Annotated in this window: 23 protein-coding genes and 1 pseudogene; 17 read left to right on the top strand and 7 right to left on the bottom strand. The window is 69.4% G+C overall.

Annotated features, from left to right (window positions below):
• From FF100_RS33335 to FF100_RS33345, 3 genes and pseudogenes are all read left to right on the top strand, one after another.
• Window positions 1-116, top strand: a pseudogene (locus FF100_RS33335) (IS5/IS1182 family transposase); the annotation flags it as partial.
• 70 nt (window positions 117-186) lie between these two features.
• Window positions 187-3,681, top strand: a complete 3,495-nt coding sequence (locus tag FF100_RS33340; protein WP_139040319.1) for an indolepyruvate ferredoxin oxidoreductase family protein — start codon at window positions 187-189, stop codon at window positions 3,679-3,681.
• A 130-nt stretch (window positions 3,682-3,811) separates the two neighbouring features.
• Window positions 3,812-4,663: an urea carboxylase-associated family protein gene (locus tag FF100_RS33345; RefSeq protein ID WP_139040320.1), complete on the top strand. Its 852-nt coding sequence runs from the start codon at window positions 3,812-3,814 to the stop codon at window positions 4,661-4,663.
• Here the strand turns inward: FF100_RS33345 and FF100_RS33350 are convergent.
• A complete protein-coding gene (locus FF100_RS33350) occupies window positions 4,660-5,415 on the bottom strand; it encodes a sulfite exporter TauE/SafE family protein (protein WP_139040321.1) in 756 nt (251 codons plus the stop codon). The two genes, FF100_RS33345 and FF100_RS33350, sit on opposite strands and share 4 nt — an antisense overlap.
• 184 nt (window positions 5,416-5,599) lie before the next feature.
• Between FF100_RS33350 and ruvC the strand changes: the two genes are divergently transcribed.
• Window positions 5,600-6,157, top strand: a complete 558-nt coding sequence (gene ruvC / locus FF100_RS33355) for a crossover junction endodeoxyribonuclease RuvC (protein ID WP_139040322.1) — start codon at window positions 5,600-5,602, stop codon at window positions 6,155-6,157.
• Window positions 6,158-6,430: 273 nt separating this feature from the next.
• On the top strand, window positions 6,431-6,586 hold the full coding sequence (locus FF100_RS33360; protein WP_246102667.1) for a hypothetical protein: 156 nt from the start codon (window positions 6,431-6,433) through the stop codon (window positions 6,584-6,586).
• A gap of 21 nt (window positions 6,587-6,607) precedes the next feature.
• Here FF100_RS33360 and FF100_RS33365 read toward each other — a convergent pair whose 3' ends face one another.
• Together FF100_RS33365 and FF100_RS33370 are read right to left on the bottom strand one after the other, a co-directional pair.
• Window positions 6,608-6,844: a hypothetical protein gene (locus FF100_RS33365; protein ID WP_139040324.1), complete on the bottom strand. Its 237-nt coding sequence runs from the start codon at window positions 6,842-6,844 to the stop codon at window positions 6,608-6,610.
• Between the two features lie 17 nt (window positions 6,845-6,861).
• Window positions 6,862-7,278: a hypothetical protein gene (locus FF100_RS33370; protein WP_139040325.1), complete on the bottom strand. Its 417-nt coding sequence runs from the start codon at window positions 7,276-7,278 to the stop codon at window positions 6,862-6,864.
• Window positions 7,279-7,669: 391 nt separating this feature from the next.
• Between FF100_RS33370 and FF100_RS33375 the strand changes: the two genes are divergently transcribed.
• From FF100_RS33375 to FF100_RS33395, 5 genes are read left to right on the top strand one after another with little or no spacing between them, the layout of a single operon-like run.
• Window positions 7,670-8,842, top strand: coding sequence for an isovaleryl-CoA dehydrogenase (locus FF100_RS33375; protein ID WP_139040326.1), 1,173 nt, complete (start codon window positions 7,670-7,672; stop codon window positions 8,840-8,842).
• A gap of 11 nt (window positions 8,843-8,853) precedes the next feature.
• Window positions 8,854-10,461 (top strand): carboxyl transferase domain-containing protein, encoded by a 1,608-nt coding sequence (locus tag FF100_RS33380; RefSeq protein ID WP_139040327.1) that lies wholly within the window; start codon window positions 8,854-8,856, stop codon window positions 10,459-10,461.
• A gap of 8 nt (window positions 10,462-10,469) precedes the next feature.
• The gene (locus FF100_RS33385) at window positions 10,470-12,416 is read left to right on the top strand and encodes an acetyl/propionyl/methylcrotonyl-CoA carboxylase subunit alpha (protein ID WP_139040328.1); all 1,947 of its coding nucleotides are present in this window, start codon (window positions 10,470-10,472) and stop codon (window positions 12,414-12,416) included.
• On the top strand, window positions 12,413-12,919 hold the full coding sequence (locus FF100_RS33390; protein ID WP_246102669.1) for a MaoC family dehydratase: 507 nt from the start codon (window positions 12,413-12,415) through the stop codon (window positions 12,917-12,919). The genes FF100_RS33385 and FF100_RS33390 overlap by 4 nt, the downstream gene beginning before the upstream one ends.
• 23 nt (window positions 12,920-12,942) lie before the next feature.
• Window positions 12,943-13,809 carry an HpcH/HpaI aldolase/citrate lyase family protein gene (locus tag FF100_RS33395; RefSeq protein WP_139040329.1) on the top strand — a complete coding sequence of 289 codons (867 nt, stop codon included), beginning with the start codon at window positions 12,943-12,945 and terminating at the stop codon, window positions 13,807-13,809.
• A gap of 307 nt (window positions 13,810-14,116) precedes the next feature.
• Here FF100_RS33395 and FF100_RS33400 read toward each other — a convergent pair whose 3' ends face one another.
• Entirely contained in the window at window positions 14,117-14,371 is a 255-nt protein-coding gene (locus tag FF100_RS33400; RefSeq protein ID WP_205825127.1) for a helix-turn-helix domain-containing transcriptional regulator, read from the bottom strand.
• Between the two features lie 18 nt (window positions 14,372-14,389).
• Window positions 14,390-14,680 (bottom strand): type II toxin-antitoxin system RelE/ParE family toxin, encoded by a 291-nt coding sequence (locus FF100_RS33405; protein WP_139040330.1) that lies wholly within the window; start codon window positions 14,678-14,680, stop codon window positions 14,390-14,392.
• A 150-nt stretch (window positions 14,681-14,830) separates the two neighbouring features.
• On the opposite strand from FF100_RS33405, the gene FF100_RS33410 reads away from it, so the two are divergent.
• Window positions 14,831-16,021 (top strand): phenylacetate--CoA ligase family protein, encoded by a 1,191-nt coding sequence (locus tag FF100_RS33410; RefSeq protein ID WP_139040331.1) that lies wholly within the window; start codon window positions 14,831-14,833, stop codon window positions 16,019-16,021.
• A 16-nt stretch (window positions 16,022-16,037) separates the two neighbouring features.
• On the opposite strand, the gene FF100_RS33415 is transcribed toward FF100_RS33410, so the two are convergent.
• Complete coding sequence (locus FF100_RS33415) at window positions 16,038-17,714, bottom strand: methyl-accepting chemotaxis protein (RefSeq protein WP_139040332.1); 1,677 nt, start codon at window positions 17,712-17,714, stop codon at window positions 16,038-16,040.
• A gap of 210 nt (window positions 17,715-17,924) precedes the next feature.
• Window positions 17,925-18,578 carry a TetR/AcrR family transcriptional regulator gene (locus FF100_RS33420; RefSeq protein WP_139040333.1) on the bottom strand — a complete coding sequence of 218 codons (654 nt, stop codon included), beginning with the start codon at window positions 18,576-18,578 and terminating at the stop codon, window positions 17,925-17,927.
• Window positions 18,579-18,770: 192 nt separating this feature from the next.
• Between FF100_RS33420 and FF100_RS33425 the strand changes: the two genes are divergently transcribed.
• From FF100_RS33425 to FF100_RS33450, 6 genes are all read left to right on the top strand, one after another.
• Window positions 18,771-19,580, top strand: a complete 810-nt coding sequence (locus FF100_RS33425; RefSeq protein WP_139040334.1) for an ABC transporter ATP-binding protein — start codon at window positions 18,771-18,773, stop codon at window positions 19,578-19,580.
• Entirely contained in the window at window positions 19,577-21,511 is a 1,935-nt protein-coding gene (locus FF100_RS33430) for a long-chain fatty acid--CoA ligase (protein ID WP_139040335.1), read from the top strand. The genes FF100_RS33425 and FF100_RS33430 overlap by 4 nt, the downstream gene beginning before the upstream one ends.
• Before the next feature lie 27 nt (window positions 21,512-21,538).
• The gene (locus tag FF100_RS33435) at window positions 21,539-22,432 is read left to right on the top strand and encodes a branched-chain amino acid ABC transporter permease (protein WP_139040336.1); all 894 of its coding nucleotides are present in this window, start codon (window positions 21,539-21,541) and stop codon (window positions 22,430-22,432) included.
• Window positions 22,432-23,505 (top strand): branched-chain amino acid ABC transporter permease, encoded by a 1,074-nt coding sequence (locus tag FF100_RS33440; protein WP_139040337.1) that lies wholly within the window; start codon window positions 22,432-22,434, stop codon window positions 23,503-23,505. Before FF100_RS33435 ends, FF100_RS33440 begins: the two co-directional genes overlap by 1 nt.
• A gap of 341 nt (window positions 23,506-23,846) precedes the next feature.
• Window positions 23,847-25,118: an ABC transporter substrate-binding protein gene (locus FF100_RS33445; RefSeq protein WP_139040338.1), complete on the top strand. Its 1,272-nt coding sequence runs from the start codon at window positions 23,847-23,849 to the stop codon at window positions 25,116-25,118.
• An 86-nt stretch (window positions 25,119-25,204) separates the two neighbouring features.
• Complete coding sequence (locus FF100_RS33450; protein ID WP_139040339.1) at window positions 25,205-26,041, top strand: ABC transporter ATP-binding protein; 837 nt, start codon at window positions 25,205-25,207, stop codon at window positions 26,039-26,041.
• Window positions 26,042-26,131: the final 90 nt, after the last annotated feature.

The following is a 26,131-nucleotide window of genomic DNA, read 5'->3' on the forward strand; positions in this document are numbered from 1 at the left end:
TCAACCGCGCCCGCCGCTTGCCCGTCCGCTACGAACGCCGCGCCGACATCTACGAGGCCTTCACGTTCCTGCAGGCAAGCCTCATCACCCTCCGCCAGATCAGGCGGTTCTGTTAGGCGCTCTTAATCGGCGTGGTCCCGAGAGGCCGGAGGAACCGGCCCCCACCGCGCCAGGAGGAGAAACGCGATGGGCTCGCCCGCGACCACCCCGTCCCTTCGGTCGGTCAGCCTCGACGACAAGTACGACCTCTCCCGCGACCAGGTCTTCGTCACCGGCACCCAGGCGGTGATCCGGATGCTGCTGATGCAGCAGGCCCGCGACCGGGCGGCGGGGCTCAACACCGCGGGCTTCGTCTCAGGGTATCGCGGCTCGCCGATCGGCGGGCTCGACCAGAACCTGGTACGGGCGAAGAAGGTCTTGGACCAGGCCGGAATCGTGTTCCAGCCCGGCCTCAACGAGGAGCTGGCCGCCACCGCGATCTGGGGCGCGCAGCAGGCCGAGATCCGGGGCGAGGGCCGCTACGACGGCGTGTTCGGCCTCTGGTACGGCAAGGGCCCCGGCGTCGACCGCTCCGGCGACGTGTTTCGCCACGCCAACATGGCCGGCACCGCGCGCCACGGCGGCGTGCTGGCGCTGATGGGCGACGACCACACGGCGGAATCCTCCACCGTCGCGCACCAGTCGGAGTTCCACTTCGTCGACGTGATGAGCCCGATCCTGAACCCGGCCGGGGTGCAGGAGATCCTCGATTACGGCCTCTACGGCTACGCGATGAGCCGCTATTGCGGCACCTGGGTCGCCTTCAAGTGCGTGAAGGAGAACATCGAATCGACCGCGAGCGTCGATGCGCGCCTCGACCGGGTGAAGATCCACCTCCCCGACGACTTCCTGATGCCGCCGGGCGGGCTCAACATCCGCACGCCGGACGGCATCCTGGAGCAGGAGGCGCGCCTCCAGGACTTCAAGCGCGACGCGATGATGGCCTTCGTGCGCGCCAACACCCTCAACCGCATCGTGCTCTCGGGCGGGCGTCAGCCGAAGATCGGGATCATCACCGTCGGCAAGTCCTACCTCGACGTGCGCCAGGCGATGGACGACCTCGGCCTCGACGAGGTCAAGGCCAACGACATGGGCCTGCGGCTCTACAAGGTCGCCTGCCCGTGGCCGCTGTCGCGGCGCGAACTCGCCGAATTCGCGGACGGCCTCGACCTCGTGATGGTGGTCGAGGAGAAGCGCTCGCTGATCGAGGTGCAGCTGCGCGAGGAGCTGTACGGATCGCGCCATCAGCCGGTCTGCATCGGCAAGCGCGACGAGCAGGGGAACTGGCTCTTCCCGGTGAAGGGCGCCCTCGATCCCAACGACATCGCGGTGGCGCTCGGCGAGCGCCTGCTGCGCTACCACCGCAACGACGACCTCGCGGGCCGCGTCGCCCGCCTGAAAGGGGCGCAGGAGCGGCTGACCGCGACCGCCGACATCGCGGCGCGGATCCCGCATTTCTGCGCCGGCTGCCCGCACAATTCCTCCACCAAGGTGCCGGAGGGGATGCGGGCCTATGCGGGCATCGGCTGCCATTACATGGCGCAGTGGATGGACCGCGGCACCGACGGCTTCACCCAGATGGGCGGCGAGGGCGCGAACTGGATCGGCGAGAACGCCTTCTCGAAGCGCGGCCACGTGTTCCAGAACCTCGGCGACGGCACCTACAACCATTCGGGCTCGCTGGCGCTCCGCTGGGCCGTCGATACCGGCACGACGATCACCTACAAGATCCTGTTCAACGACGCGGTGGCGATGACCGGCGGCCAGCCGCACGAGGGCGGGCTGACCGTCGACCGCATCGCCGCGCAGGTGCGGGCGGAGGGCGTGGAGCGCATCGCCCTCGTCACCGACGAGCCGGACAAGTACCCGGCGACGGTGGCCTGGCCGCACGGTCTGACGATCCACCACCGCGACGAGTTGGATGGCGTGCAGCGCGAGCTCGCCGAGGTGCCGGGCGTCTCGGTGATGATCTACGACCAGACCTGCGCCTCCGAGAAGCGCCGCCGGCGCAAGCGCAACGCCTTCCCCGACCCCGACAAGCGGGTGATCATCAACGAGCTGGTCTGCGAGGGCTGCGGCGATTGCTCGGTGCAGTCGAACTGCGTCGCGGTGCAGCCGGTCGAGACCGAGTTCGGCCGCAAGCGCCGCATCGACCAGTCGGGCTGCAACAAGGACTTTTCCTGCGTGAAGGGCTTCTGCCCGTCCTTCGTGACGGTGCATGGCGCCAAGCCCCGCAGCAAGCCTGCCGGGATTCCGGTGGCGGCGAGCACCGAGGCACCGGATGCGGGCATCCCCGAGCCCGCGATTCCGGAGATCGCCGGCACCTACAACCTGATCGTCACCGGCGTCGGCGGCACCGGGGTGGTGACGATCGGGGCGATCCTCGGCATGGCGGCGCATCTCGAGGGCAAGGGCCTCGGGATGATCGACATGGCCGGCCTCGCCCAGAAGGGCGGCGCGGTGTTCAGCCACGTGCGCCTGGCCAACCGCCAGGAGGACATCCACGCGATCCGGGTCGGGGCCGGCGCCGCCGACCTCGTGCTCGGCTGCGACCTCGTGGTCAGCGGCAACCGCAAGGTGCTGTCGGCGATCGCGAAGGGCCGCACCCACCTCGTCGTCAACACCGCCGAGGTGATGCCGGGCGAGTTCACCCGCCGGCCCGACTTCTCCCTGCCGGCCGAGCGGATCAAGCGGGCGATCCGCGAGGCGGCTGGTACGGAGGCCGCCGACTTCACCGATGCTACGAGCCTCGCGGTCTCGGTGCTGGGCAATGCGCTCGCCGCCAACATGTTCATGCTGGGCTATGCCTGGCAGCGCGGGCGGGTGCCGCTGTCGCGCGACGCGCTCGTGACGGCGATCGCGCTCAACCGCGAGGCCGTGGCGATGAACCTCGCCGCCTTCGCCTGGGGCCGCCGCGCGGCGGCCGCCCCTGAGACGATGCGGGCGGTCGAGGCCCCGGCCCCGGAACGGGCGCCGGATCTCGACGGGGTGATCGCGACGCGCGTCGACTTCCTCACCGCCTACCAGGACGCGGCCTATGCCGACCGCTACGCGAAAGCCGTCGCGAGCCTGCGGGCGCGGGAAGCCGCCATCGTGCCCGGCCAGTCGGCGCTGGCGGACGCCGCCGCCCGCTCGCTGTTCCGGTTGATGGCCTACAAGGACGAGTACGAGGTCGCCCGGCTCTACTCCGACGGCAGCTTCCAGGCGCAGGTTCAGCGCACCTTCGAGGGCGAGGGCCTGCGCTACGAGTTCCACCTCGCCCCGCCCTTGCTCGCCCGCCGCGACCCGGCGACCGGCCGGCCGCGCAAGATGAGCTTCGGGCCCTGGATGATGACGGCGTTCGGTGTCCTCGCCCGGATGAAGGCCCTGCGCGGCACCGCCCTCGATCCGTTCGGCTACACCCGGGAGCGGCGCGAGGAGCGGCGGCTGGTGCAGGACTTCGAGGCCCTGCTGGCGGAGATCGCCCGGGATCTCACGCCCGCCAACCATGCGACGGCCGTGGGATTGGCCGGCCTGCCCCAGCGCATCCGCGGCTACGGGCCGGTGAAGGCGAAGAACCTGGAGGCGGTGCGGGAAGAGGAGGCGGCGCTGCTGGCGCGGTTCCGCAGCCGGGAGGCGCCGCTCGCGACGGCGGCGGAGTAGAGCTCCCCGACCTCCTCTCCCCGCCCGGCGGGGAGAGGAGAAAAACCCAGCGCCCTTCCCTCAATGGGTTTGCCCCTCCCCTTCTCCTCTGCCACTCCTGGCACCCGCCACCCCAACAGGAGCACCCGGCATGAAGGACTTCCCGGCCGCCTATCAGGTCAACGAGGGCTCGGCCCTGTCGGTCGATCGGCCGTTCTACGAGCGGATCGCCGCCGAGACCGGCGGGCGCACCCTGGTCGATGCGTTCACCATCCCGATCCGCACCGGGCGGGCCTGGAGCGTGCCGGCGGGCCACGTCTTCCGCGTCGTCGCGCCGGTGGGGCCGCAGGTCGGCGATCTCAACATCTGGAACCGGCACGACCCGCGCGAGCGGCTATGGGCGGCGCGCACCCGGCAGCTCCAGGGCGCCCACGTCACGACCCATGACCGGCTGTGGTCGACCCTGCCGTTCCTGCGCCCGCTCGTCACCATCACGGCCGACAGCTTGAGCCATTACGGCACCGACGAGTATGGCGGCCGGGTCCACGACCTGCTGGGAACCCGCTGCGACCCCTACATCAACAAGCTCCTGACCGGCCAGGATTTCCATTTCCACTGCCACTCGAACCTGGTCCGCGCGGTGATGCCGTTCGGCCTGACCGAGTTCGACGTCCACGACGTGCTCAACGTGTTCCAGGTCACCGGCCTCAACCACGACGACATGTACTTCATGCGCGACTGCCCGGCGCAAGCCGGCGACTACCTGGAATTCTTCGCCGAGATCGACCTGCTCTGCGCCCTCTCGACCTGCCCGGGCGGCGACCTCTCGGTGCCGATGTGGGGGCCCGACGCCCGCGACCCGATCGACGTGTGCCGGCCGCTCGCCGTCGAGGTCTACCGGCTGGCGCCGGAGCTGACCGAGGGCTGGCAGAGCCCGAGCGTGGCGCCCTATCGCGGCCAGCACGGGCTCCACGCCGAAAAGGGTTGGTGGGACAAGGCCTAGCGGAGCGGCAGAGCGAGACAGACCGCCACCAGGATCACCGCGTAGGCGACCCGGCGGAACATCCGGTCGGAGGCGCGGTGAAAGCCGTGCGATCCGACCCAGAGCCCGAGCCCGTAGGGCAGCAGCAGCGGCAGGGCTTCCGCGAAGCGGGAGCCGGTCAGCACCCCGGTCGCCGTGAACACAATTCCCGAGACCAGGGTCGAGAGGCCGAAATAGGCCATCAGGTTGTCGCGGACCTGACGCGCCGAGGCGCGCTGGCTGGCGAGCCAGAACACGGCGAGCGGCATGCCGCCGAGCGCAGCGAACCCGCTCGCCAGCCCCGAGGCGCCGCCGGTGGCGAGCGAGAGCGGCAGCGACGGCTCCCCCTTGTAGCGCCAGCCCGAGACGAGCGCGGCGAGGGCCAGCAGGATCGCGCCCGCGGTGATCCAGCGGGTCAGCGCCGGATCGAGATGGGTGAGGAGCTGGACCCCGAGCGGCAGCAGCAGGGTGGAGCCGATCAGCAGCGGGACCACCTCGCGCCAGACCGCCCGCGGGGCGGAGCGCGCCCCGAACCACAGCGAGAACGGCGCGTCGACGACCCAGATCAGCCCGACCGCCGCCGCCGGCCCGACGGCGGCCGCCGCCACCGGCACGAACACCATCGCGAAGCCGAAGCCGGTGAAGCCGCGCACCAGCCCGCCGACGAGCGCGGCGAGGAACAGGGTGGCGGCCCTCGCATCGAGGGGCAGGAGGGTGGCGGGATCGAGCGACATACCGTCACCACGCGCCCCACGGCCACGATTCGTCAAGGGTATCGGGTGCACCACTGTTCACGGAACGTCCCGTGGTGGCGGTGCAGCCGTTTCCCGGCTACAAGGCCGCGCTCTTCGCGCCGGGACGGTTTCGGGGCATGATGCGGGCGCCGCCTGCACCGGGTGTAAGGAACTTCGAGCGGCGATGAGCGACGTGATCCGTATCCTCGGCATCGATCCGGGCCTGCGCCGCACCGGCTGGGGCCTGATCACCGTCACGGGCACCCGCCTCGCCTTCGTGGCGAGCGGCACCGTGACGTCGAACGGCGACGACGACCTCGCCACCCGCCTGCGCACCCTGCACGAGGGACTGACCAAGGTCGTCGCCACGCTGCTGCCCGACGAGGCGGCGGTGGAGGAGACCTTCGTCAACAAGGACGCGCAGGCGACCCTGAAGCTCGGCCATGCCCGCGCGGTCGCCCTGCTGGTGCCCGCGCTCGCCGGCCTGCCGGTGGCGGAATACGCCGCCAACCTGGTGAAGAAGACCGTGGTCGGCGCCGGCCACGCCGAGAAGGACCAGGTCGGGGCCATGGTGCGCTTCCTCTTGCCGAAGGCCACCGCCGACACGGCGGACGCGGCGGACGCGCTGGCGATCGCCATCACCCATGCGAGTCACCGGGCGTCGCGAGCGCGGATGGCGGCCCATGCGGCCGCGGCGGGGCCGGGCGCGGCGCGGATCGCGAAGGCGGTGGCGCGGGGCTAGGACGGGACCGGCGGCAGCACGCCGGCCTCCGCGTCGCGAACACACGAGATTGGAAGGCGGCCTGTTGCAAATCGATCTGTCGCCCGCCGACCTGTCGATGCCGCGCTCATCGCGTCGGTTCGGCCTGCGATAGTTTCCTACTCCCTTGCACAAGGCTGTATGGTGTCTGGAGGACAGGAGGCGTCGCCCATGTCGAACCGCCGTGAATTGTACCAGAGCCCGAGTGGAGATTGCTGGTACCTCGGCCGTGAGCCGAGCAACGGGAGGGCATTCGTGATCCATCAGCCGAATGGCCCGTCCGGCGGCAAGCTCAGCCACATCGAGCTGGGAGCCTTCCTGAGCGACGGATCGGGACGACCCGAGCAGCAAGCCTTGCTGCGCCTGATCGGCACCCTGGTCGACATTCCTCCCTACGCGGATCGCGCTTAGAGAACGAAACGCACGCAACGCCTATAGGCGCAACGGGGCTTCGACCGACAACGGTTTCTCCACGTCCATATGATTCAGCAACTTGGCGATCATGGACACGGATGCATGGATTTGCAGCGCCTCTTCCAAGATGAGCTCTATCGCCAGCTGGCTTGGATGGTCAGCGTTCCACCATCGGCCCTTATCGATCGCCCTGAGCAACTGGCCCAAACACGCATGATCTCGCGACATTTGGTCGATGATGTGCTTACTGTCCACGACTTTCTCTCCATAGGCTAGATTCTGCTCCAGAACACAGATATGCGGCCGTACGAAAACTTCGCGAGAGAGTACAATTTTTCATGGCTTCGACCGTCGCCGGCGCTGCGCGCCCGATGCAAGCGGCCAGCAATCCGTTCCAACCTGCGCTCCTCCCGGGCAATCATGGGGATGATCTGACGAGCGCGACCATATACGGCATCTTGATTGAAGAATTTATCGGAGAGCGCCACTGCGGCGAATTCTTTGACAGTCCGCGCGTGAAGGTCATGGTAAGCGCTTATAAGACCCCATAGCCTGACATGATCACGCCCTTCGATGGCCTGTTCGATGCGCCACTGGATGATGCGGAGGCGAACAGAGACGAGCGCGATTCGGATGGCCGCCATGCCGCGCGCTCGGGGGCGTCGCCGTTGCGGGTAATCGGTGGGCATGAAACCCTCCGGCACGTTCACGGCAAGCTACCGTGAGCAAAACTGGAGATTGGCAGGCCGATCCATTATATCAATACCCGGCCTGAATTATTTGCGATGCAATCATATAATACCATCATATGATGCACGACCGATTGCATCGATGATCCATCGACCGCGCTCATTCCATGCTCTCGAACCCGATCGTGGCTATAGCCCGGTCGAGGGCGGCGAGCCGCGTCCCCGTCGTGCCGACGGCCGTACAGGCTCCCCTGCGGACGCGGCCCCGGCGACGATGGGCCGGCTCACGGCGTCACCGGCGCGCCGTTCCGCCCGGCAGCGGGCGCAAGGTGCAGGCTTGTCTTAAAAAACGATCGTTCGTATAAATGCGGAAAATCCAGGGAGGGCGCCGATGATCCCGAACGCCGCGCGTGAGTTCAATTTCGGCCTGGGCGAGACCGCCGAGGCGATCCGCGACAGCGTGCGCAGCTTCGCGCAGGAGAAGATCGCGCCGCGGGCCGAGGAGATCGACCGCACCAACACCTTCCCGCGCGACCTGTGGCCCGAGATGGGGGCGCTGGGTCTCCACGGCATCACGGTCGAGGAGGAGTACGGGGGCTTGGGCCTCGGCTACCTCGCCCATTGCGTGGCGATGGAGGAGGTGTCGCGCGCCTCGGCCTCGGTCGGGCTGTCCTACGGCGCGCATTCGAATTTGTGCGTCAATCAGATCACCCGCAACGGCTCGGACGCGCAGAAGCGGAAATACCTGCCGAAGCTGATCTCCGGCGAGCATGTCGGGGCGCTGGCGATGTCGGAGCCGGGCGCCGGCTCGGACGTGGTGTCGATGCGGACCAAGGCCGAGAAGCGGGGCGACCGTTACGTCCTCACCGGCTCCAAGATGTGGATCACCAACGGCCCGGTCGCCGAGACCCTGGTGGTCTACGCCAAGACCGACCCGGGGGCGGGATCGCGCGGCATCACCGCCTTCCTGGTCGAGAAGGGCATGAAGGGCTTCTCCACCGCCCAGAAGCTCGACAAGCTCGGGATGCGCGGTTCCGACACCTGCGAGCTGGTGTTCGAGGAATGCGAGATCCCCGAGGAGAACGTTCTCGGACAGGTCGGCCGCGGCGTCAACGTGCTGATGTCGGGCCTCGACTACGAGCGGGCAGTGCTGGCGGCGGGGCCGCTCGGCATCATGCAGGCCTGCCTCGACGTGGTGATTCCCTACGTCCACGAGCGCAAGCAGTTCGGCCAGCCGATCGGCGAGTTCCAGCTGGTCCAGGGCAAGCTCGCCGACATGTACGTCTCGACCAACGCCGCCAAGGCCTATGTCTACGCGGTGGCGCAGGCCTGCGACCGCGGCGAGACCACGCGGGAGGACGCGGCCGGCGCGATCCTCTACGCCGCCGAGCGGGCAACGCAATGCGCGCTCGACGCGATCCAGCTGCTCGGCGGCAACGGCTACATCAACGACTACCCGACCGGGCGCCTGCTCCGCGACGCCAAGCTCTACGAGATCGGCGCCGGCACCAGCGAGATCCGCCGGATGCTGATCGGCCGCGAGCTCTTCGCCAAATCCGCGTAAGGCGTAATCCGATGCCGGTCATCCCCACCAGCGCCGACCTCACCTCCGGGGCGGCGGAGCAGAACCGCGCCGCCTGGGGCGAGCTGCGGACCGCCCTCAAGAGCCACCGCGCCAGGGCCGCCGCCGGCGGGCCGTCGCGGGCCCGCGAGCGCCATGTCGCGCGCGGCAAGCTCCTGCCGCGCGACCGGGTGTTGCGCCTGCTCGATCCGGGCTCGCCCTTCCTCGAGGTCGGGGGGCTCGCCGCCCACGGGATGTACGGCGAGGAGATCCACGCCGCCGGGATCATCACCGGCATCGGCCGGGTGGCCGGCCGCGAGGTGATGGTGGTCTGCAACGACGCCACCATCAAGGGCGGCACCTATTATCCGCTCACGGTCAAGAAGCACCTGCGGGCGCAGGAGATCGCAGCCCAGAACCGCCTGCCCTGCCTCTACCTCGTCGATTCCGGCGGCGCCAACCTGCCGCAGCAGACGGAGGTGTTTCCCGACCGCGAGCATTTCGGCCGCATCTTCTACAACCAGGCGCAGATGTCGGCCGCCGGCATCCCGCAGATCGCCTGCGTGATGGGCTCCTGCACCGCCGGCGGCGCCTACGTGCCGGCGATGTCGGACGAGAGCGTGATCGTGCGCCGCCAGGGTACGATCTTCCTCGGCGGCCCGCCGCTGGTGAAGGCCGCGACCGGCGAGGTCGTGACCGCGGAGGATCTCGGCGGCGCCGACGTTCATGCCCGGCTCTCGGGCGTCGCCGACCACTACGCCACCGACGATGCCCACGCGCTCGCGATCCTGCGCCGCATCGTCGGCGGGCTGAACACCGTCAAGCGGCCCGATCTCGACATCGCGGCCTCCGGCGATCCGGCCTACGAGGCCGGCGACCTCGACGCCCTGGTGCCGGTGGATCTCCGCAAGCAGTACGACGCCCGCGAGCTGATCGCCCGCCTCGTCGACGGCTCGGAGTTCGACGAGTTCAAGCGGCTCTACGGCACCACGCTGGTCACGGGCTTCGCCCGCCTGCACGGCATGCCGGTCGGGATCCTGGCCAATAACGGCATCCTGTACTCGGAGAGCGCGCTGAAGGGCGCGCACTTCATCGAATTGTGCTGCCAGCGGCGGATCCCGCTGATCTTCCTCCAGAACATCTCCGGCTTCATGGTCGGGCGCGAGGTCGAGGCCGGCGGCATCGCCAAGAACGGCGCCAAGCTCGTGACGGCGGTCGCCACCGCCGCCGTCCCGAAGCTGACCGTCATCGTCGGCGGCTCCTACGGCGCCGGCAATTACGGCATGTGCGGCCGGGCCTACTCGCCGCGCTTCCTGTTCGCCTGGCCGAACTCGCGCATCTCGGTGATGGGCGCCGAGCAGGCGGCGAGCGTGCTCGCGACGGTCAAGCGCGACAACATCGAGGCCGGCGGCGGGGCCTGGAGCCCGGAGGAGGAGGAGGCGTTCAAGGCGCCGATCCGCGCCGGGTTCGAGGAGGAGGGCTCGCCCTACTACGCCACGGCGCGGCTGTGGGACGACGGCATCATCCTGCCCGAGGAGACGCGCCGGGTGCTCGGCCTGTCGCTCTCGGCCTGCCTCAACGCGCCGGTACCGGAGACCCGGTTCGGCCTGTTCCGGATGTGAGGACAGCCATGACGACACGCCGTCTCGCCTCCGTCCTGATCGCCAATCGCGGCGAGATCGCCTGCCGGGTGATCCGCACCGCCAAGCGCCTCGGGATGCGGACCATCGCGGTCTATTCCGAGGCCGACCGCGACGCCCTCCACGTCGCGCTCGCCGACGAGGCCCACCCGATCGGCCCGGCCCAGGCCGCCGACTCGTACCTGCGCATCGACCGCATCCTCGCGGCCGCCCGGGCGAGCGAGGCGGACTGCATCCATCCGGGCTACGGCTTCCTGTCGGAGCGGCCGGACTTCGCCGATGCCTGCGCGGAGGCCGGCATCGTCTTCGTCGGCCCGCCCGCTGCCGCCATCCGCGCCATGGGCCTCAAGGACGCCGCGAAGGCCCTGGTCGCGAAGGCCGGCGTGCCGGTGGTGCCGGGCTATCACGGCGCGCGCCAGGACCCCGACTTCCTCGCCGCCGAGGCCGCGGCCATCGGCTACCCGGTCCTCATCAAGGCGGTCGCCGGCGGCGGCGGCAAGGGCATGCGCCGGGTCGAGGGGCCGGAGGGTTTTTCCGATGCCCTCGCCTCGGCGCAGCGCGAGGCGCAGAATGCCTTCGGCGACCCGCGGGTGCTGGTCGAGAAATACGTGCTCTCGCCCCGCCATGTCGAGATCCAGGTCTTCTGCGATGCCCACGGCAACGCCGTCCACCTGTTCGAGCGCGATTGCTCGCTCCAGCGCCGGCACCAGAAGGTGATCGAGGAGGCGCCCGCCCCCGGCATGCCGGACGACGTCCGCACCGCCATGGGCCGCGCCGCCGTCGAGGCCGCCAAGGCGGTGGGCTATGTCGGCGCCGGCACGGTCGAGTTCATCGCCGATGGCCGCGAGGGCCTCAGGCCCGACGGCTTCTGGTTCATGGAGATGAACACCCGGCTCCAGGTCGAGCATCCGGTGACCGAGGCGATCACCGGCCACGACCTCGTCGAATGGCAGTTCCGGGTCGCCTCCGGCGAGGCGCTGCCGGCCGATCAGGCGGGTCTGGCGATCCACGGCCACGCCGTCGAGGCGCGGCTCTACGCCGAGGACCCGGATCACGGCTTCCTGCCCTCGACCGGCCCGTTGCGGGCGCTGACCCTTCCCGACGGCGAGGGCATCCGCGTCGATACCGGCGTGCGGGCGGGGGACCGGGTGACCCCGTTCTACGACCCGATGATCGCCAAGGTGATCGCCCACGGCGCCACCCGCGACGAGGCGCTCGACCGGCTGGCGGCAGCGCTCGGCCGCACCCTGGTGGCGGGGCCGAAGACCAACGTCGCCTTCCTCAAGGCGCTCGCCGAGGCGGAGGATTTTCGCGCAGGCCGCTTCGATACCGGCTTCATCGACCGCGACCTCGCCACCCTCACGGCGCCGAGCCCGCACCGCGACGCGGGCGTGCGCGCCGGCATCCGGGCGCTGGTGGCGCGGGAGAGCCCCAGCGGCGCCGGCTCCCCGTGGGATGCGGCGGACGGGTTCCAGCTCGGCGAGGCCCGGCGCCAGACCTTCCCGTTCGTGCTCGACGGCGAGCCGGCCGAGGCGGTTCTGCACTGGGGCGCGTCCGGCCCCGCGGTGGGGTACGGCGAGGCGGCGCCTGAGCCCGACGGCCTCACGGTGATCGCGGCGCCGAACGGCGTGCTGGTGCTGGCCGAGGGCCGCCAGATCGCCCTCTCCCACCCCGATCCCTTCGCGGTCGATCTCGACCACATCGACCAGGGCGGCACCATCAAGGCGCCGATGCACGGCCGCCTCGTCGCCGTGCTGGTCGTCCCCGGCGACAAGGTCGTGCGCGGCCAGCGCCTCGCGGTGGTCGAAGCGATGAAGATGGAGCACGCGCTGACGGCGCCCGCCGACGGCACCGTCGCCGAGGTGGCGGCGGAGGCGGGCCAGCAGGTCGCCGAGGGCGCCCGCCTGATCACCCTGACCACGGAGGACGCCGCGTGAGCACGATTCCGGCTTCGACCCACCCGCGCGGCGGGCTGTACTTCGAGGATTTCGAGATCGGCGCGACCTTGCGCCATCGCCTCACCCGCACGGTGACGCAGATGGACAACATGCTGTTCTCCAACATGACGCTCAATCCGCAGCCGCTCCACATCGACGCGCATTTCTGCGCCACCGAGACCGAGTGGGGCAAGCCGCTGATGAACTCGCTGTTCACCCTCGGGCTGATGATCGGCATCTCGGTCAACGACACCACCGTCGGCACCACGATCGGCAATCTCGGCATGACCGAGACGCGCTTTCCCGCTCCCCTGTTCGAGGGCGACACGGTGAGCGTGACGACGGAGGTCGTCGCCAAGCGCGAATCGCGCTCGCGGCCCACCGCCGGCATCGTCGAGTTCGTCCACCGCGCCTACAACCAGGACGGCACGCTGGTGGCCGAGTGCCGGCGCCAGGCGATGATGCGCAAGCGGCCGGTGCAAGAGACCGTCACTGAGGTTTGAGACCATCACTGAGGTTTGAGACGATGCGCTCGCTGCTGTTCGTCCCCGGCGACTCGCCCCGCAAGCAGGAGAAGGGGCTGGAGGTCGGGGCCGACGCCCTGATCCTCGATCTGGAGGATTCCGTCGCACTGGCGGAGAAGCCGAGGGCCCGCGAGGTCTCCGCCGCGTTCCTGGCGCGGATGCGGGACCAGGCGGGCCGGCCGAAGCTCTACGTCCGGGTCAACGCCCTCGAGACCGGGCTGACCGAGGACGACCTCGCGGCGGTGCTGCCGCATGCCCCCGACGGGATCATGCTGCCGAAGGCCGAGGGGGGGGTGAGCGTGATGCATCTCGGCGCGCGCCTCGCGGTCCACGAGGCCGAACACGGTCTTGCGGATGGCGTCACCCGCATCCTGCCGATCGCCACCGAGACGGCGCGGGCGGTCTTCGCGCTTCCCACCCTGCCGGGCGCGAGCCCGCGGCTGTCGGGCGTCACCTGGGGGGCGGAGGATCTCTCGGCCGATCTCGGCGCCGAGACCAACCGGGGCGAGGACGGTGCCTGGAGCGCGCCGTTCCAGCTCGCCCGCAACCTGACCCTGATGGCGGCCGCGGCGGCCGAGGTCGATGCCATCGACACCATCAACGCGCATTTCCGCGACCTCGACGGCCTCGCCCGCGAGTGCCGCGAGGCCCGCCGCGACGGGTTCGTCGGCAAGATGGCGATCCATCCGGCACAAGTCGCGGTGATCAACGAGGCCTTCACGCCGACCGGGGCGGCGCTTGCCCAGGCGCGCAAGGTCGTGGCCGCCTTCGCGCAGTCGCCGGGGGTCGGCGTGGTCGGGATCGACGGCGAGATGTTCGATCGGCCGCACCTGCGCCGGGCGGAACGGCTGCTGGCGCGGGTGGGGTGACGCGGGCTCGATGAACGAGGAGGAGGACCAGGCTTGGGTGCGCGATGGAAGACCGCGCCGTGGAGGAGTTTCAGGCCGGGCGGCTGACCCGGCCCGCGTTGCGCCGCCGCCTCGGCTTCGGCACGCGCTCGACGCTCTTCTGAAAGAGTCCGCATCTATGCCGATTTCGATTACGCGGATCCGCTACAAGACCTGCGGGACATCGAGATCCTCGACCTGTGACCCCTTGACGACGAGGACCGGCACTTTCCTCTGGACAGCGGAGAACGGTGGAGTTCCGATGGTGCGTGGCACCGCCTCAGCTTCCTCAGGACGCTCCGAGCGGGGCAACGCTCATCCTGAGGCCGAACCGGTGCAGCAGATCCATCACGGCAGCCAGATGCGGTGCTCCCGCTTGAACCTCGCCGCTCGTAAGACCGCGCGCCCGTGCGACGGCCTCGAAGGCGTGGGCGGCCAGCGCCGGATCGTCCTCGGCGAGCACGGTTTCGAGATAGGCCGCGATCCGCTCGGGGCTGTCGAGGTAATCCGCGGTATCGTAGGGGGTAAGCATGATGTCGGTCATGGTTGTCACCATCGACGTTCAGAGCGAAGCTGCCAAGGCCTTCGCCCGGCGGATGTCACGGAACTGAGAGGACTTGTCACCGCCGCACAGGAGGATGACAATCTCCTCGCCGCGACGCACGAAGTAGACCCTGTATCCAGGGCCGACGTGGACCCGCATCTCGCTCACGCCGTCGCCAACCGGTGCGACATCGCCCGGGTTCCCGAGCGCCAATCGATCAATCCGTTTGGCGATTTGAGCGAAGGCCGTCGCGTCGCGCAGCCTCGAAAACCACGCAACGAATTCGGGATGCTGCTGTATGCGTGCCATGACGTTACGATATCAGCTTTTCCTCCGCTTAGCGGGGCGCGAGTCGGCAGGCAAGCGCGCAGCTGACATCGGCACGGCGAGCCCTCCGTTACACACCTGACGCACCGCGCGGATCAACGCGCGGGCGAGTTCCCGGGAGAACGCCCCACCATGTCCCACCCCGAAACCGCCCTCTTCGCCAACCTCCCCGCCGCCCTCGCAGCCGCCCTGAAGGCCCCCGCCTACGCCGCCCACCTCGCCGGCCTCGACCCGACCACCGTGACCGACCGGGCGGCGCTCGCGCGCCTGCCGGTCCTGCGCAAGGGCGAGATGCCGGCGCGCCAGCGCGACGCCCTGCCCTTCGGCGGCTTCGTGCCGGGGGCGGCCGGGGGGTTTGCGCGGCTGTTCACCTCGCCGGGGCCGATCTTCGAGCCGCAGCGGGCGGGGGAGGATCCGTGGGGCGGCGCGCCGGCGCTCCAAGCCGCGGGCTTCCGGGCCGGCGAGGTGGTGCTCAACACCTTCGGCTATCATCTCACACCGGGCGGCTTCATCTTCGACACCGCCGCCCGGGCGCTCGGCTGCGCGGTGATCCCGGCCGGGCCCGGCAACACCGAGCAGCAGCTCGACCTGATCGAGGCCTACCGGCCGGCCGGCTATGTCGGCACGCCGGACTTCCTCAAGGTGCTGCTCGACGCCGGCGCCAAGGCCGGACGGGACGTGTCGTCGCTCGTCAAGGCCCTGGTCTCGGGCGCCGCCTTCCCGCCCTCGCTCCAGGCCGAGTTCCGGGAGCGCGGCATCGCCGCAGCACAGGCCTACGCCACCGCCGATGTCGGTTTCATCGCCTACGAGACGCCAGGAAACGGGGCACCGGGAGAGCCGGGCCTGCTCGTCAACGAGGGGCTGATCCTCGAGATCGTGCGACCGGGTACCGGCGATCCGGTGCCGGAGGGCGAGGTCGGCGAGATCGTCGTCACGGTGCCGGATCTCGACCGGCCGCTGATCCGCTACGCGCTGGGCGACCTCACGGCGGCCCTGCCCGGCGGAAACCGCATCCGCGGCTGGATGGGCCGGGCCGACCAGGCCGCCAAGGTGAAGGGCATGTTCGTGCGGCCCGAGCAGGTCGCCGAGATCGCCCGCCGCCACCCGGAGCTCGGCCGCCTGCGCCTGGTGGTGACCCGCGCCGACGAGGCCGACGTGATGACGCTCCGGGCCGAAGCCGGAACAGGGGACGCCGCCCTGGCGGAGGCGCTGGCCGAGACCCTGCGGGCGGTGACGAAGCTGCGCGGCGCGGTCGCGCTGGTCGCGCCGGGCAGCCTGCCGAACGACGGCAAGGTCATCGCCGACGAGCGGCCGGTGGGCTGAGGCGGCGGGGCGGCCCTCAGGCCGCCCGGACCTGCGCCAGGAAGCGGTCGACCTCGGCCGAGAGGCGCTCGGATTGGCGCGACAGCTCCGAGGCCGAGGCGAACACCTGGGCGGCCGCCGCCCCGGTCTCCTCCGCCGCGCCCGCGACGCCCGCGATGTTGCCCGTGACCTCGCCGGTGCCGGCCGCCGCCTGGGCGACGTTTCGCACGATCTCCTGGGTCGCCGCGCCCTGCTCCTCGACCGCCGCGGCGATCGAGGTCGCCACACCCGAGATCTCCTCGATCCGGGCGGTGATCTGGCCGATCGCGCCCGCCGCCTGACCCGTGGAGGCCTGGATCGTGGTGATCTGGCTGGTGATCTCCTCGGTGGCGCGGGCCGTCTGGCCGGCCAGTTCCTTGACCTCGGCGGCGACCACCGCGAAGCCGCGCCCGGCCGCGCCGGCCCGCGCCGCCTCGATGGTGGCGTTCAGCGCCAGCAGGTTGGTCTGCGCGGCGATCGACGAGATCAGCCCGACCACGTCGCCGATCCGGGCGGTCGCCTCGGTGAGTGCCTGGACCTGCCGGGCGGTCTGCCCGGCTTCCGCGACCGCCTCCCTGGCCAGCTGCGCCGAGCCGTCGACCTGGCGGCCGATCTCCTGGACCGAGGCGCCGAGCTCCTCCGCGGCGACCGCCACGGTGCCGACATTCGACGAGGCCTGCTCGGCGGCGGCCGCCACGGTGGTGGACTGGGCGGCGGTCTGGGTCGCGGTGGCGGTCATCGCCTGGGCGGTGCCGCGCAGCTCGCCCGACGCGGCGGCGACCCCGGCGACGACGCCGGTGATCGAGGCCTCGAAGCCCTGGATCAGCTCGTTCAGGGTCGCGGCCCGGCGCATCCGGCGCAATTCCTCGGCCTCGCTCTCGCCGCGCAGCCGCTCGCGCTCGATCGCGTTGTCGCGGAAGACCAGCACGGCGCGGGCCATCGCCCCGACCTCGTCGCGGCGCGAGGCCTCCGGTATGGCGAGGTCGGTGCGGCCCTCGGCGAGAGCGCCCATCGTAGTGCGCAGGCGCTCCATCGGCCGCACGACCGAGCGCACGATCATGAGCGAGGCGCCGCCGAGGACCAGCATGATGACGACGCCGGCAACGGCCAGACGCTCGACCTGAAGGATGACCGTCGCCCGGATATCGCTGACATGCTCTCCGGACATGATGTTGATCTTCCACGGCGCATAGTGGCGCACCACGCTGATCTTCGGCGTGGCCTGGGTCTCACCCCCCCGGACCCAGGTATAATGGACCGTCGCGACCCCGTCCCGCACCGCACGGGGCAGGACGTCGGCCATGAAACGGAAGCCATTGCTGTCGGCGATGGACTTGACGTTCTGGCCCACCAGCTTCGCGTTGGGATGGGCCACGACGGTGGCGTCCCCGTCCATCACGGAGAGGTAGTTGTCGCGCCCATACCGCATGGCCGTGACGTCGGCGATCGCCGACGTCTTGGCGGCCTCCTCTGACATCTCTGCTGCAGCGACGGCGCGGCGGTATCGGTCGAGGATGTTGGCCGCAGCCTCGCTGATGAGTTCGAGACGCTCGACGCGCTGGGCGATCATCGTCTGGTACTCGTAAGTCAACGCGATGACACCGAGAGCGATCAGGCTCAGGCCTGCCGCTACGATCAGGAGGACAAATTTACGCGATAACGTCAACACAAACATCTGGACGTCGCTCCTGAACACGAATGCATCGTGATTCCCTAAGGAAAGCATGGAGCAGTGAAGAGCTGGTTTCCGTTTTCATGCCGGATCGCGGGGCTGTCCGGATCTTACCGTTATGTCTCCCTAAACAGTCCCGGAGTATGCAGCAGCCCTTGTCAAAACGAGGGCCGCCCGAATGTCTCCGACAGGACGCCTTCAGCGGGCGACCGGCTACCCGATCCCGGCCCGCAACGCCTCACGCCGCCGAGGCCGCACCGCGACGGTCTCCGTCGCCCCGCCGCGGGCGAGCGCCAGCACCATCCCGGTGAAGATCTCCTGCAACCCGTCCGTCGAGAGCCGTCCCCCCGGCTTGTACCAGGTGCAGATGCCCGACAGCATGGCGAGGATCGCCAGCGTCGCCATCCTCGTATCGGCCAGCCGGAACTCGCCGGTGGCGCGGCCGTGGTCGAGGATGTCGCCGAGCTTGCGCTCGTAGTCGCGCCGCATCGCCACCACGGCGGCGAGGTTGTCCGGCTCGAGGCTGCGCAGCTCCGAGTAGCAGATGAACACCTCCTGCGGCCGCTCGACGTGGTAGGCGACGTGGAACTCGGTGAAGCGGGTCAGCCGCGCGTCCGCGCTGCCCTCCGCCAGCAGCGCCGCGTCGAGGGCGGCGTGCAGGTCGAGCATGTGGCCGCGGATGAGGTCGAACAGGAATTCCTGCTTGTTGCGGAAATAGTTGTAGAGCGAGCCCTGCTGGATGCCGACCTCGGCCGCGAGCTGGCGCAGGCTCATGGCGGCGTAGCCGTGAGTGGCGATGAGCCTGAGCCCCGCCCGCCGGATGGCCTCCTCGGTCCGCGGTCCCGACGAGCCTGCGATACGCGCCATGGTGACCCTGACCCTGCCCTCGCGGGGGCTTCCCGCCCCACGACTTTCGTCGCGCCAGTGTAGCACTTGACGCTCGGAAAAAAACAGTCGAACGTATTTTCATGGCGGATGACCGGGACGCATACCCGGCATCCGCGAATGGCAGAGCGGCGCCGGACACGAGCGCGGCCGCCATCCCAGGGAGGATCAGGCGTGGCGGAAACCCTCGTGGTTCGCCAGATCTCGTTGCGCTTCGGCGGCGTCAAGGCGCTGACGGATGTCAGCTTCGCGGTCGAAAAGGGCGAGCTCTTTTCGATCATCGGCCCCAACGGTGCCGGCAAGACCTCGATGATCAACTGCATCTCGGGCCGCTACCGGCCGTCCGAGGGCCAGATCGTGCTCGACGGCCGCGACATCACCAAGGCGACGCCGAACCAGCGCCCGAAGCTCGGCATCGGCCGTACCTTCCAGAACCTCGCGCTGTTCCACCACATGAGCGTGCTCGACAACATCCTGGTCGGGCGCCACCACCTGATGCGCAACAACTTCGTCACCGGCTCGCTCTACTGGCTGCCCGGGGTGCGGAGCGAGGAGCTGGCGCATCGCCGCCGGGTCGAGGAGATCATCGACTTCCTCGACCTCCAGGCCTACCGCAAGGCGCCGGCCGGCACCCTCTCCTACGGCCTGCGCAAGCGGGTCGAGCTCGCCCGCGCCATGGCGCTCGAGCCCAGGCTGATCCTCCTCGACGAGCCGATGGCCGGCATGAACCTCGAGGAGAAGGAGGACATGGCCCGCTACATCGTCGACCTCAACGAGGAGTTCGGCATGACCGTCGTGATGATCGAGCACGACATGGGCGTGGTCATGGACATCTCGCACCGGGTGATGGTGCTCGATTTCGGCCGCCGCATCGCGCTCGGCCGCCCCGAGGCGGTGCTCGCCGATCCGCACGTGCGCAAGGCCTATCTCGGCGAGGAGGACGAGGAGCCGGCGGCTCCCGAACCGGCGAGGGCCGCGTCGTGACGACCGATTTCTCGACGATCGCCCGCGAGGCCGACACCTTCCCGAAGCTCCTGCGCCGCAACGCCGCCGAGCACGCGGACGAGGTGGCGCTCCGCGAGAAGATCTTCGGGCTGTGGCGGCCGACGACATGGGCCGCGTACCATGCCCGCACCCGCGCCTTCGCGCTCGGCCTCTCGGACCTTGGCATCATGGCCGGCGACGTCGTCGGGCTGATCGGCGACAACCGGCCCGACTGGGTGTCCGGCGAGATCGCCGCCCACGCGCTCGGCGCCCTGTCCCTCGGCCTGTACCGCGACGCCCTGGAGGACGAGGTCCAGTACCTCCTCGCCTTCGCGGACGTGAAGGCGGTGATCGCCGAGGACGAGGAGCAGGTCGACAAGCTCCTGAACCTCGCCGACCAGGTGCCGAGCCTGCGCCACATCGTGTTCTGCGACCCCCGCGGGATGCGCAAATACGACGACCCGCGGCTGATCTCGGCGGAAGCGCTGGCGGCGCGGGGCGAGGCGCGGCACGCCGCCGATCCCGGCCTCTACGATCGCATGGTCGATGCGACCGACGGCGAGGCGGTCGCCATCCTCTGCACCACGTCCGGCACCACGGCGCGGCCGAAGCTCGCGATGCTGAGCGGGGGGCGGGTCCTGCGCCACTGCGCCCGCTACCTCGCCGCCGATCCGAAGGGGCCGGGGGACGACTACGTCTCGGTGCTGCCGCTGCCCTGGATCATGGAGCAGGTCTACGCGCTCGGCCAGGCGCTCCTCTCCCGGATGAAGGTCAACTTCGTCGAGGATGCCGACACGCTGATGCACGACTTCCGGGAGATCGCCCCGACCTTCGTGCTGTTCGCCCCGCGCGTCTGGGAGGCGGTGGCCGCGGACGTGCGCGCCCGGATGATGGACGCCTCCCCGTTCAAGCGCGCCCTCTACGAGCGCGGGATGAAGATGGGGCTCGCCGCCCTCGACCAGGGCAAGCGCTCCACGGCGGCCGACGCCCTGCTGTTCCGGGCCCTGCGCGACCGCCTCGGCTTCACCCGTCTCACCTCCGCGGCGACCGGCGGCGCGGCGCTCGGCCCCGACACGTTCCGGTTCTTCCGCGCCATGGGCGTGCCGCTGCGCCAGCTCTACGGCCAGACCGAGACGCTCGGCGCCTACACCCTGCACCGGGGCGAGACGGTCGATTTCGACACGGTCGGCGTGCCGTTCGACGACAGCATCGAGATCCGGGTCCTCGATCCCGACCGCAACGGCATCGGCGAGGTGCTGGCGCGCCACGCCAACATGTTCCACGGCTACTACAAGGCCGGCCCCGACACCCCGAGCGACGTGCGCGACGGCTGGATGCACACCGGCGACGCCGGCTACGTCGACAAGAAAGGCGAGCTGGTCGTCATCGACCGGATCAAGGACCTGGCGGTCAACGCCCATGGCGAGCGCTTCTCGCCGCAATACATCGAGAACAAGCTGAAGTTCAGTCCCTACGTCGCCGAGGCGGTGATCCTCGGGGCCGGGCGCGAGTCTCTGGCGGCTCTGGTCTGCATCCGCTACGCGGTCGTCGCCAAGTGGGCCGAGAAGAACCGCATCGCCTTCACGACCTATTCCGACCTCGCGTCGAAGCCGGCGGTGATCGCGCTGATCCGCAAGGAGGTCGAGCGGGTGAACGTCGGGCTCACCGACGTGCAGCGCGTCGCCAAGTTCGTGCTCCTCTACAAGGAGCTCGACGCGGACGACGGCGAATTGACCCGCACCCGCAAGGTCCGCCGCGGCGTCATCAACGAGAAATACGCCGATTTGATCGACACGATCTACGCCGGCGCGCCGAGCTACCGGGTCGATACGGTGATCCGGTTCCAGGACGGCACCACCCAGCGCATCCGCACCACCCTGCCGGTGATCGACCTCACGGCGGCCCCCGCCACCCTCGCCGCCGCCGAATAGGGCTCGCTTGAGAAGGGTCTTGCACCCATGAACACCCATCTCCTGCTCCAGCTCGTCGTCAACGGGCTGATCGTCGGCGCCCTCTACGGCGTGGTCGCGATGAGCTTCGTCCTGATCTACAAGGCGAGCCAGGTCGTGAACTTCGCGCAGGGCGAGTTCCTGCTGATCGGCGCCTGGGTGTGCTGGTGGCTGCTCACCACCTACCAGCTGCCGTTCCTGGTCGGCATGGCGGTCACCTTCGCGTTCATGCTGGTCTTCGGCATCGCGCTCCAGGTGGTGGTGCTGCGGCCGCTGATCGGCGAGCCGATCATCTCGGTGATCATGGTGACGATCGGCCTGTCGATCTTCTTCCAGGCCCTGTGCAAGTGGCTGTTCGGCGTCTTCGCCCAGCCGTTCCCGCCGATCTTCCGGACCCAGTCGGTCTCGATCCTCGGCCTCGAGATCCAGACCGTCTATCTCATGAGCCTCGGCATCTCGGTCGCCATGATGGCGGGCTTCGCCTGGTTCTTCCGCTACTCGAAGCACGGCCTCGCCATGCGGGCCACCGCCTTCAACCAGCAGGTGGCGCAGTCGCTCGGCATCTCGGTGCGCAACGTGTTCGCGCTGGCCTGGGCGATCTCGGCGGTGGTCTCGTCGGTCGCCGGCATCGTGGTCGGCATCGTCAACGGCGTGTCCTCCGCCCTGTCGCTCTACGGCATCAAGGTCTTCCCGGCGGTGATCCTCGGCGGGCTCGACTCGGTCGTCGGCGCGGTGATCGGCGGCCTCGTCATCGGGGTGCTGGAGAACGTCGCCCAATACGTCGACGGCCAGTACCTGCACTGGGGCAACCTCTACGAGATCGTTCCCTTCTACGTCCTGGTGGTGATCCTGATGATCAAGCCCTACGGCCTGTTCGGCACCCGCGACATCGAGCGCGTCTGATGGCGACCCAGAGCCTGATCCCCGCCGGCGACTACCGCACGACCTATGCGGCCGACACCACCATCTTCCCGACCGCCGGCAGCCGCTACGCGGTCTGGGCCGGGCTGGCTTTGCTGTGCCTCGCGCCGCTCGTCCTCGACCGCTACTGGCTGAGCCTGCTGATCCAGATCGGCTACTTCGCGGTGGCGGCGCTCGGCCTCAACATCCTGGTCGGCTTCACCGGCCAGATCTCGATCGGGCATGCCGCCTTCTTCGGCTTCGGCGCCTTCGCGTCGGCCTGGCTGTCGAACAACTATGGCATCCCGGTCTTCTTCGCGATCCCGCTCGCGGGCGTCCTGACGACGGCGATCGGCCTGATCTTCGGCCTCCCGGCGGCCCGCCTCAAGGGCCTCTACCTCGCCATCGCGACGCTCGCCGCGCAGTACATCCTGCAGGACTTCTTCGCCCGGGCGAACTGGTTCACCGGCGGCGTCGCCGGTACGGCGGCCGAGGCGTTCTCGATCTTCGGCTTCAGCTTCGACACCGACCACCGCTACTTCTACGTCGTGCTGGCCTACCTGCTGCTGACCTTCGTCCTCGCCACCAACCTGATGCGCTCCCGCGACGGAAGGGCGCTGGTGGCTTTGCGCGACCACTACCTCTCGGCGGAGATGATGGGGATCAACCTCACCCGCTACCGCACCCTGTCCTTCGGCCTCTCGGCGTTCTTCGCCGGCATCGGCGGGGCGCTCTACGGCCATTACCTGCAATTCGTCTCGGTCGAGGGCTTCGGGATCCTGCTCTCGATCCAGTTCCTCGGCATGATCATCATCGGGGGCTTGGGCTCGATCATGGGCACGCTGATGGGCACCGCCTTCATGGTGCTGGTGCCCGAAGCCATGGGCTGGCTCACGGACGCGGTGCGGGGCTCCGCCCTCGACCGGGCGCTGTCGCTCAAGGACAACCTGTCCTTCCTGCGCGAGATGGCGATCGGCCTCGTGATCGTGCTGTTCCTGATGTTCGAGCCCGACGGGCTCGCCCATCGCTGGCGCCAGATCAAAGCGTACTGGAAGCTGTATCCGTTCTCGCACTGACCTCATCGACAACCATGCCAGGAGGGTCACGGCCGGATGAGGCGGGCGACTCGCGACAAGCTCCCCCTTTCCCGGACGACTGAAATGAAGTGGAAGGAGATCCGGGATCCAGCACAAAAAGTCGCGAAGCGTTCTTATGGCTGCACCGTTGCAGCATACGGAGCCGCTTCGCGGCCATTCTCCCCTGGATCGCGGATCTCCTTCCGCTGACGCTGCAGTCGTCCGGGAAAGGGCGAGGCTGACGATGAAACCCTCGCCTGCCGGCCGTCCCCCCTGTCATGTATCGCGGACATCATCGACGAGGCTGGCGAACCAGCCCGACAACCGGAGGAAACACACTCATGCTTCGCCTGTCCCTCGCCTCGGCCGCCGCCCTCGCCCTCAGCTTGCCCGCCCTCGCCGCCGAGATCCCGATCGGCCACCTCGCCGACCAGAGCGGCGCCACCTCCGACGTCGGCGTGCCCTACGCGCAGGGCGTGGCCGATGCCCTCGCCTACGTGAACCGCAAGGGCGGCATCAAGGGCGAGAAGATGAACGTCGAATCGGTTGATTACGGCTACCAGGTGCCGCGCGCCGTCGCGCTCTACAAGAAGTGGACCGGCGGGCGCGACAAGGTCGCGGCGATCCAGGGCTGGGGCACCGCCGATACCGAGGCGCTCTCGGCCTTCGTCACCAAGGACGAGATCCCGTACGTCTCCGGCTCCTACGCCGCGCAGGTGAGCGACCCGACCGGCGCCAGCGGCAAGGCCAAGGCCGCGCCCTACAACTTCTTCTACGGGCCGTCCTACTCCGACGCGCTGCGCGCCATGCTCATGTGGGCCGCCGACGACTGGAAGGCGAAGGGCAAGACCGGCAAGCCGAAATACGTCCATATGGGCGGCAACCACCCCTACCCGAACTCGCCCAAGGAAGCCGGCGAGGCGATGGCGAAGGATCTCGGCTTCGAGGTGCTGCCGGCGATCGTGTTCGCGCTGGCGCCAGGCGACTACACCGCGCAATGCCTCACCGCCAAGAATGCCGGGGCGAACTACGCTTATCTCGGCAATACCGGCGGCTCGAACATCTCGCTCTTGAAATCCTGCAAGTCGGTCGGCACCGACATCCAGTTCATGGGCAACGTCTGGGGCATGGACGAGAACGCCGCCAAGGCGGCGGGCGAGGCGGCGAACGGCGTCGTCTTCCCGGTGCGCACCGCGGCGGTGAGCGGCAGCACCGCGCCCGGCATGGCGATGGCGGCCGAGATCTCGAAGGTGTCCGACCCCGCCGGCACCGCCTACCGGCCGGTGCATTACTATACCGGCATCTGCGCCGCCCTCTACATGACCGAGGCGCTGGCCTGGGCCAAGGACAATGGCGGGCTCGCCGGTCCCAACGTCCGCAAGGGCTTCTACCAGAAGAAGGATTGGGTGCCGGCCGGCATGGAGGGCGTCTGCGTGCCCTCGACCTGGTCGCCGACCGACCATCGCGGGATGATGGAGGTGCACATCTACCGCGCCAAGGTGTCGGGGGCGACCGACGGCGCGCTGCCCGACCTGATCAAGGCCGGCACGATCAAGCTCGAGCCGGTCAAGACCGTGACCCTGCCGCGCAAGAGCGAGTGGCAGGGGTGGTGAGGATCATCCTCGCAGGCTGACCCGCCGATAACCCTCCCCCGCAAAGGGGGAGGGTTCGACGTCGCATCGCACCTGGAGCCCGCCCGATGTCGCAGGTCATGACCCTGGAGCGCCCGAATCCCGAGGCCGTGCCGGCCCCCCTCCTCTCCTTGCGCAACGTCGAGGTCGTCTACGACGACGTGATCCTGGTCCTGCGGGGCTTGAGCCTCGACGTGCCGGCGGGCTCGATCACGGCGCTGCTCGGGGCCAACGGCGCCGGCAAGTCGACGACGCTCAAGGCCATCTCGGGCCTGCTGCGCTCGGAGGACGGCGAGGTCACCCGCGGCGAGATCGTGTTCGACGGCGTCCGCATCGACGGCATCGAGCCCGACAAGATCGTGCGCCGCGGCATCTTCCAGGTGATGGAGGGCCGCCGCATCGTCGCCGACATGACGCCGATGGAGAACCTGCGCCTCGGCGCCTTCTCGCGCCGCGACCGCGAGGTCGGCCAGGACCTCGAGCGGGTGCTGACCTACTTCCCGCGCCTCAAGGAGCGCACCGGCGCGGCGGGCTACCTCTCGGGCGGCGAGCAGCAGATGCTGGCGATCGGCCGCGCGCTGATGGCCCGCCCGCGCCTGATCCTGATGGACGAGCCCTCGATGGGCCTCTCGCCGCTCCTGGTGAAGGAGGTGTTCGGCATCATCCGCCAGATCAACCGCGACCTCGGCGTCACCATCCTGCTCGTCGAGCAGAACGCCCGCGCCGCCCTGTCGGTCGCGGATCGCGGCTACATCATGGAGCAGGGCAAGGTGGTGCTCGACGGCACCGTCGAGGAGCTGCGCACCAACGAGGACGTGAAGGAATTCTACCTCGGCGGCGCCGGCGACCAGAGGAAGAGCTTTCGCAATCTGAAGAGCTTCAAGCGGCGCAAGCGGTGGATCTGAGGATCGTTCGGGCGGCCGAGCAGGATCGTCTGCGGTCATCGCACTCTCCCCGTCGTCCCGGGGCTCGGCGCAGCCGCGAACCCGGGATCC

Source organism: Methylobacterium terricola, assembly GCF_006151805.1.
Lineage (GTDB): Bacteria > Pseudomonadota > Alphaproteobacteria > Rhizobiales > Beijerinckiaceae > Methylobacterium > Methylobacterium terricola.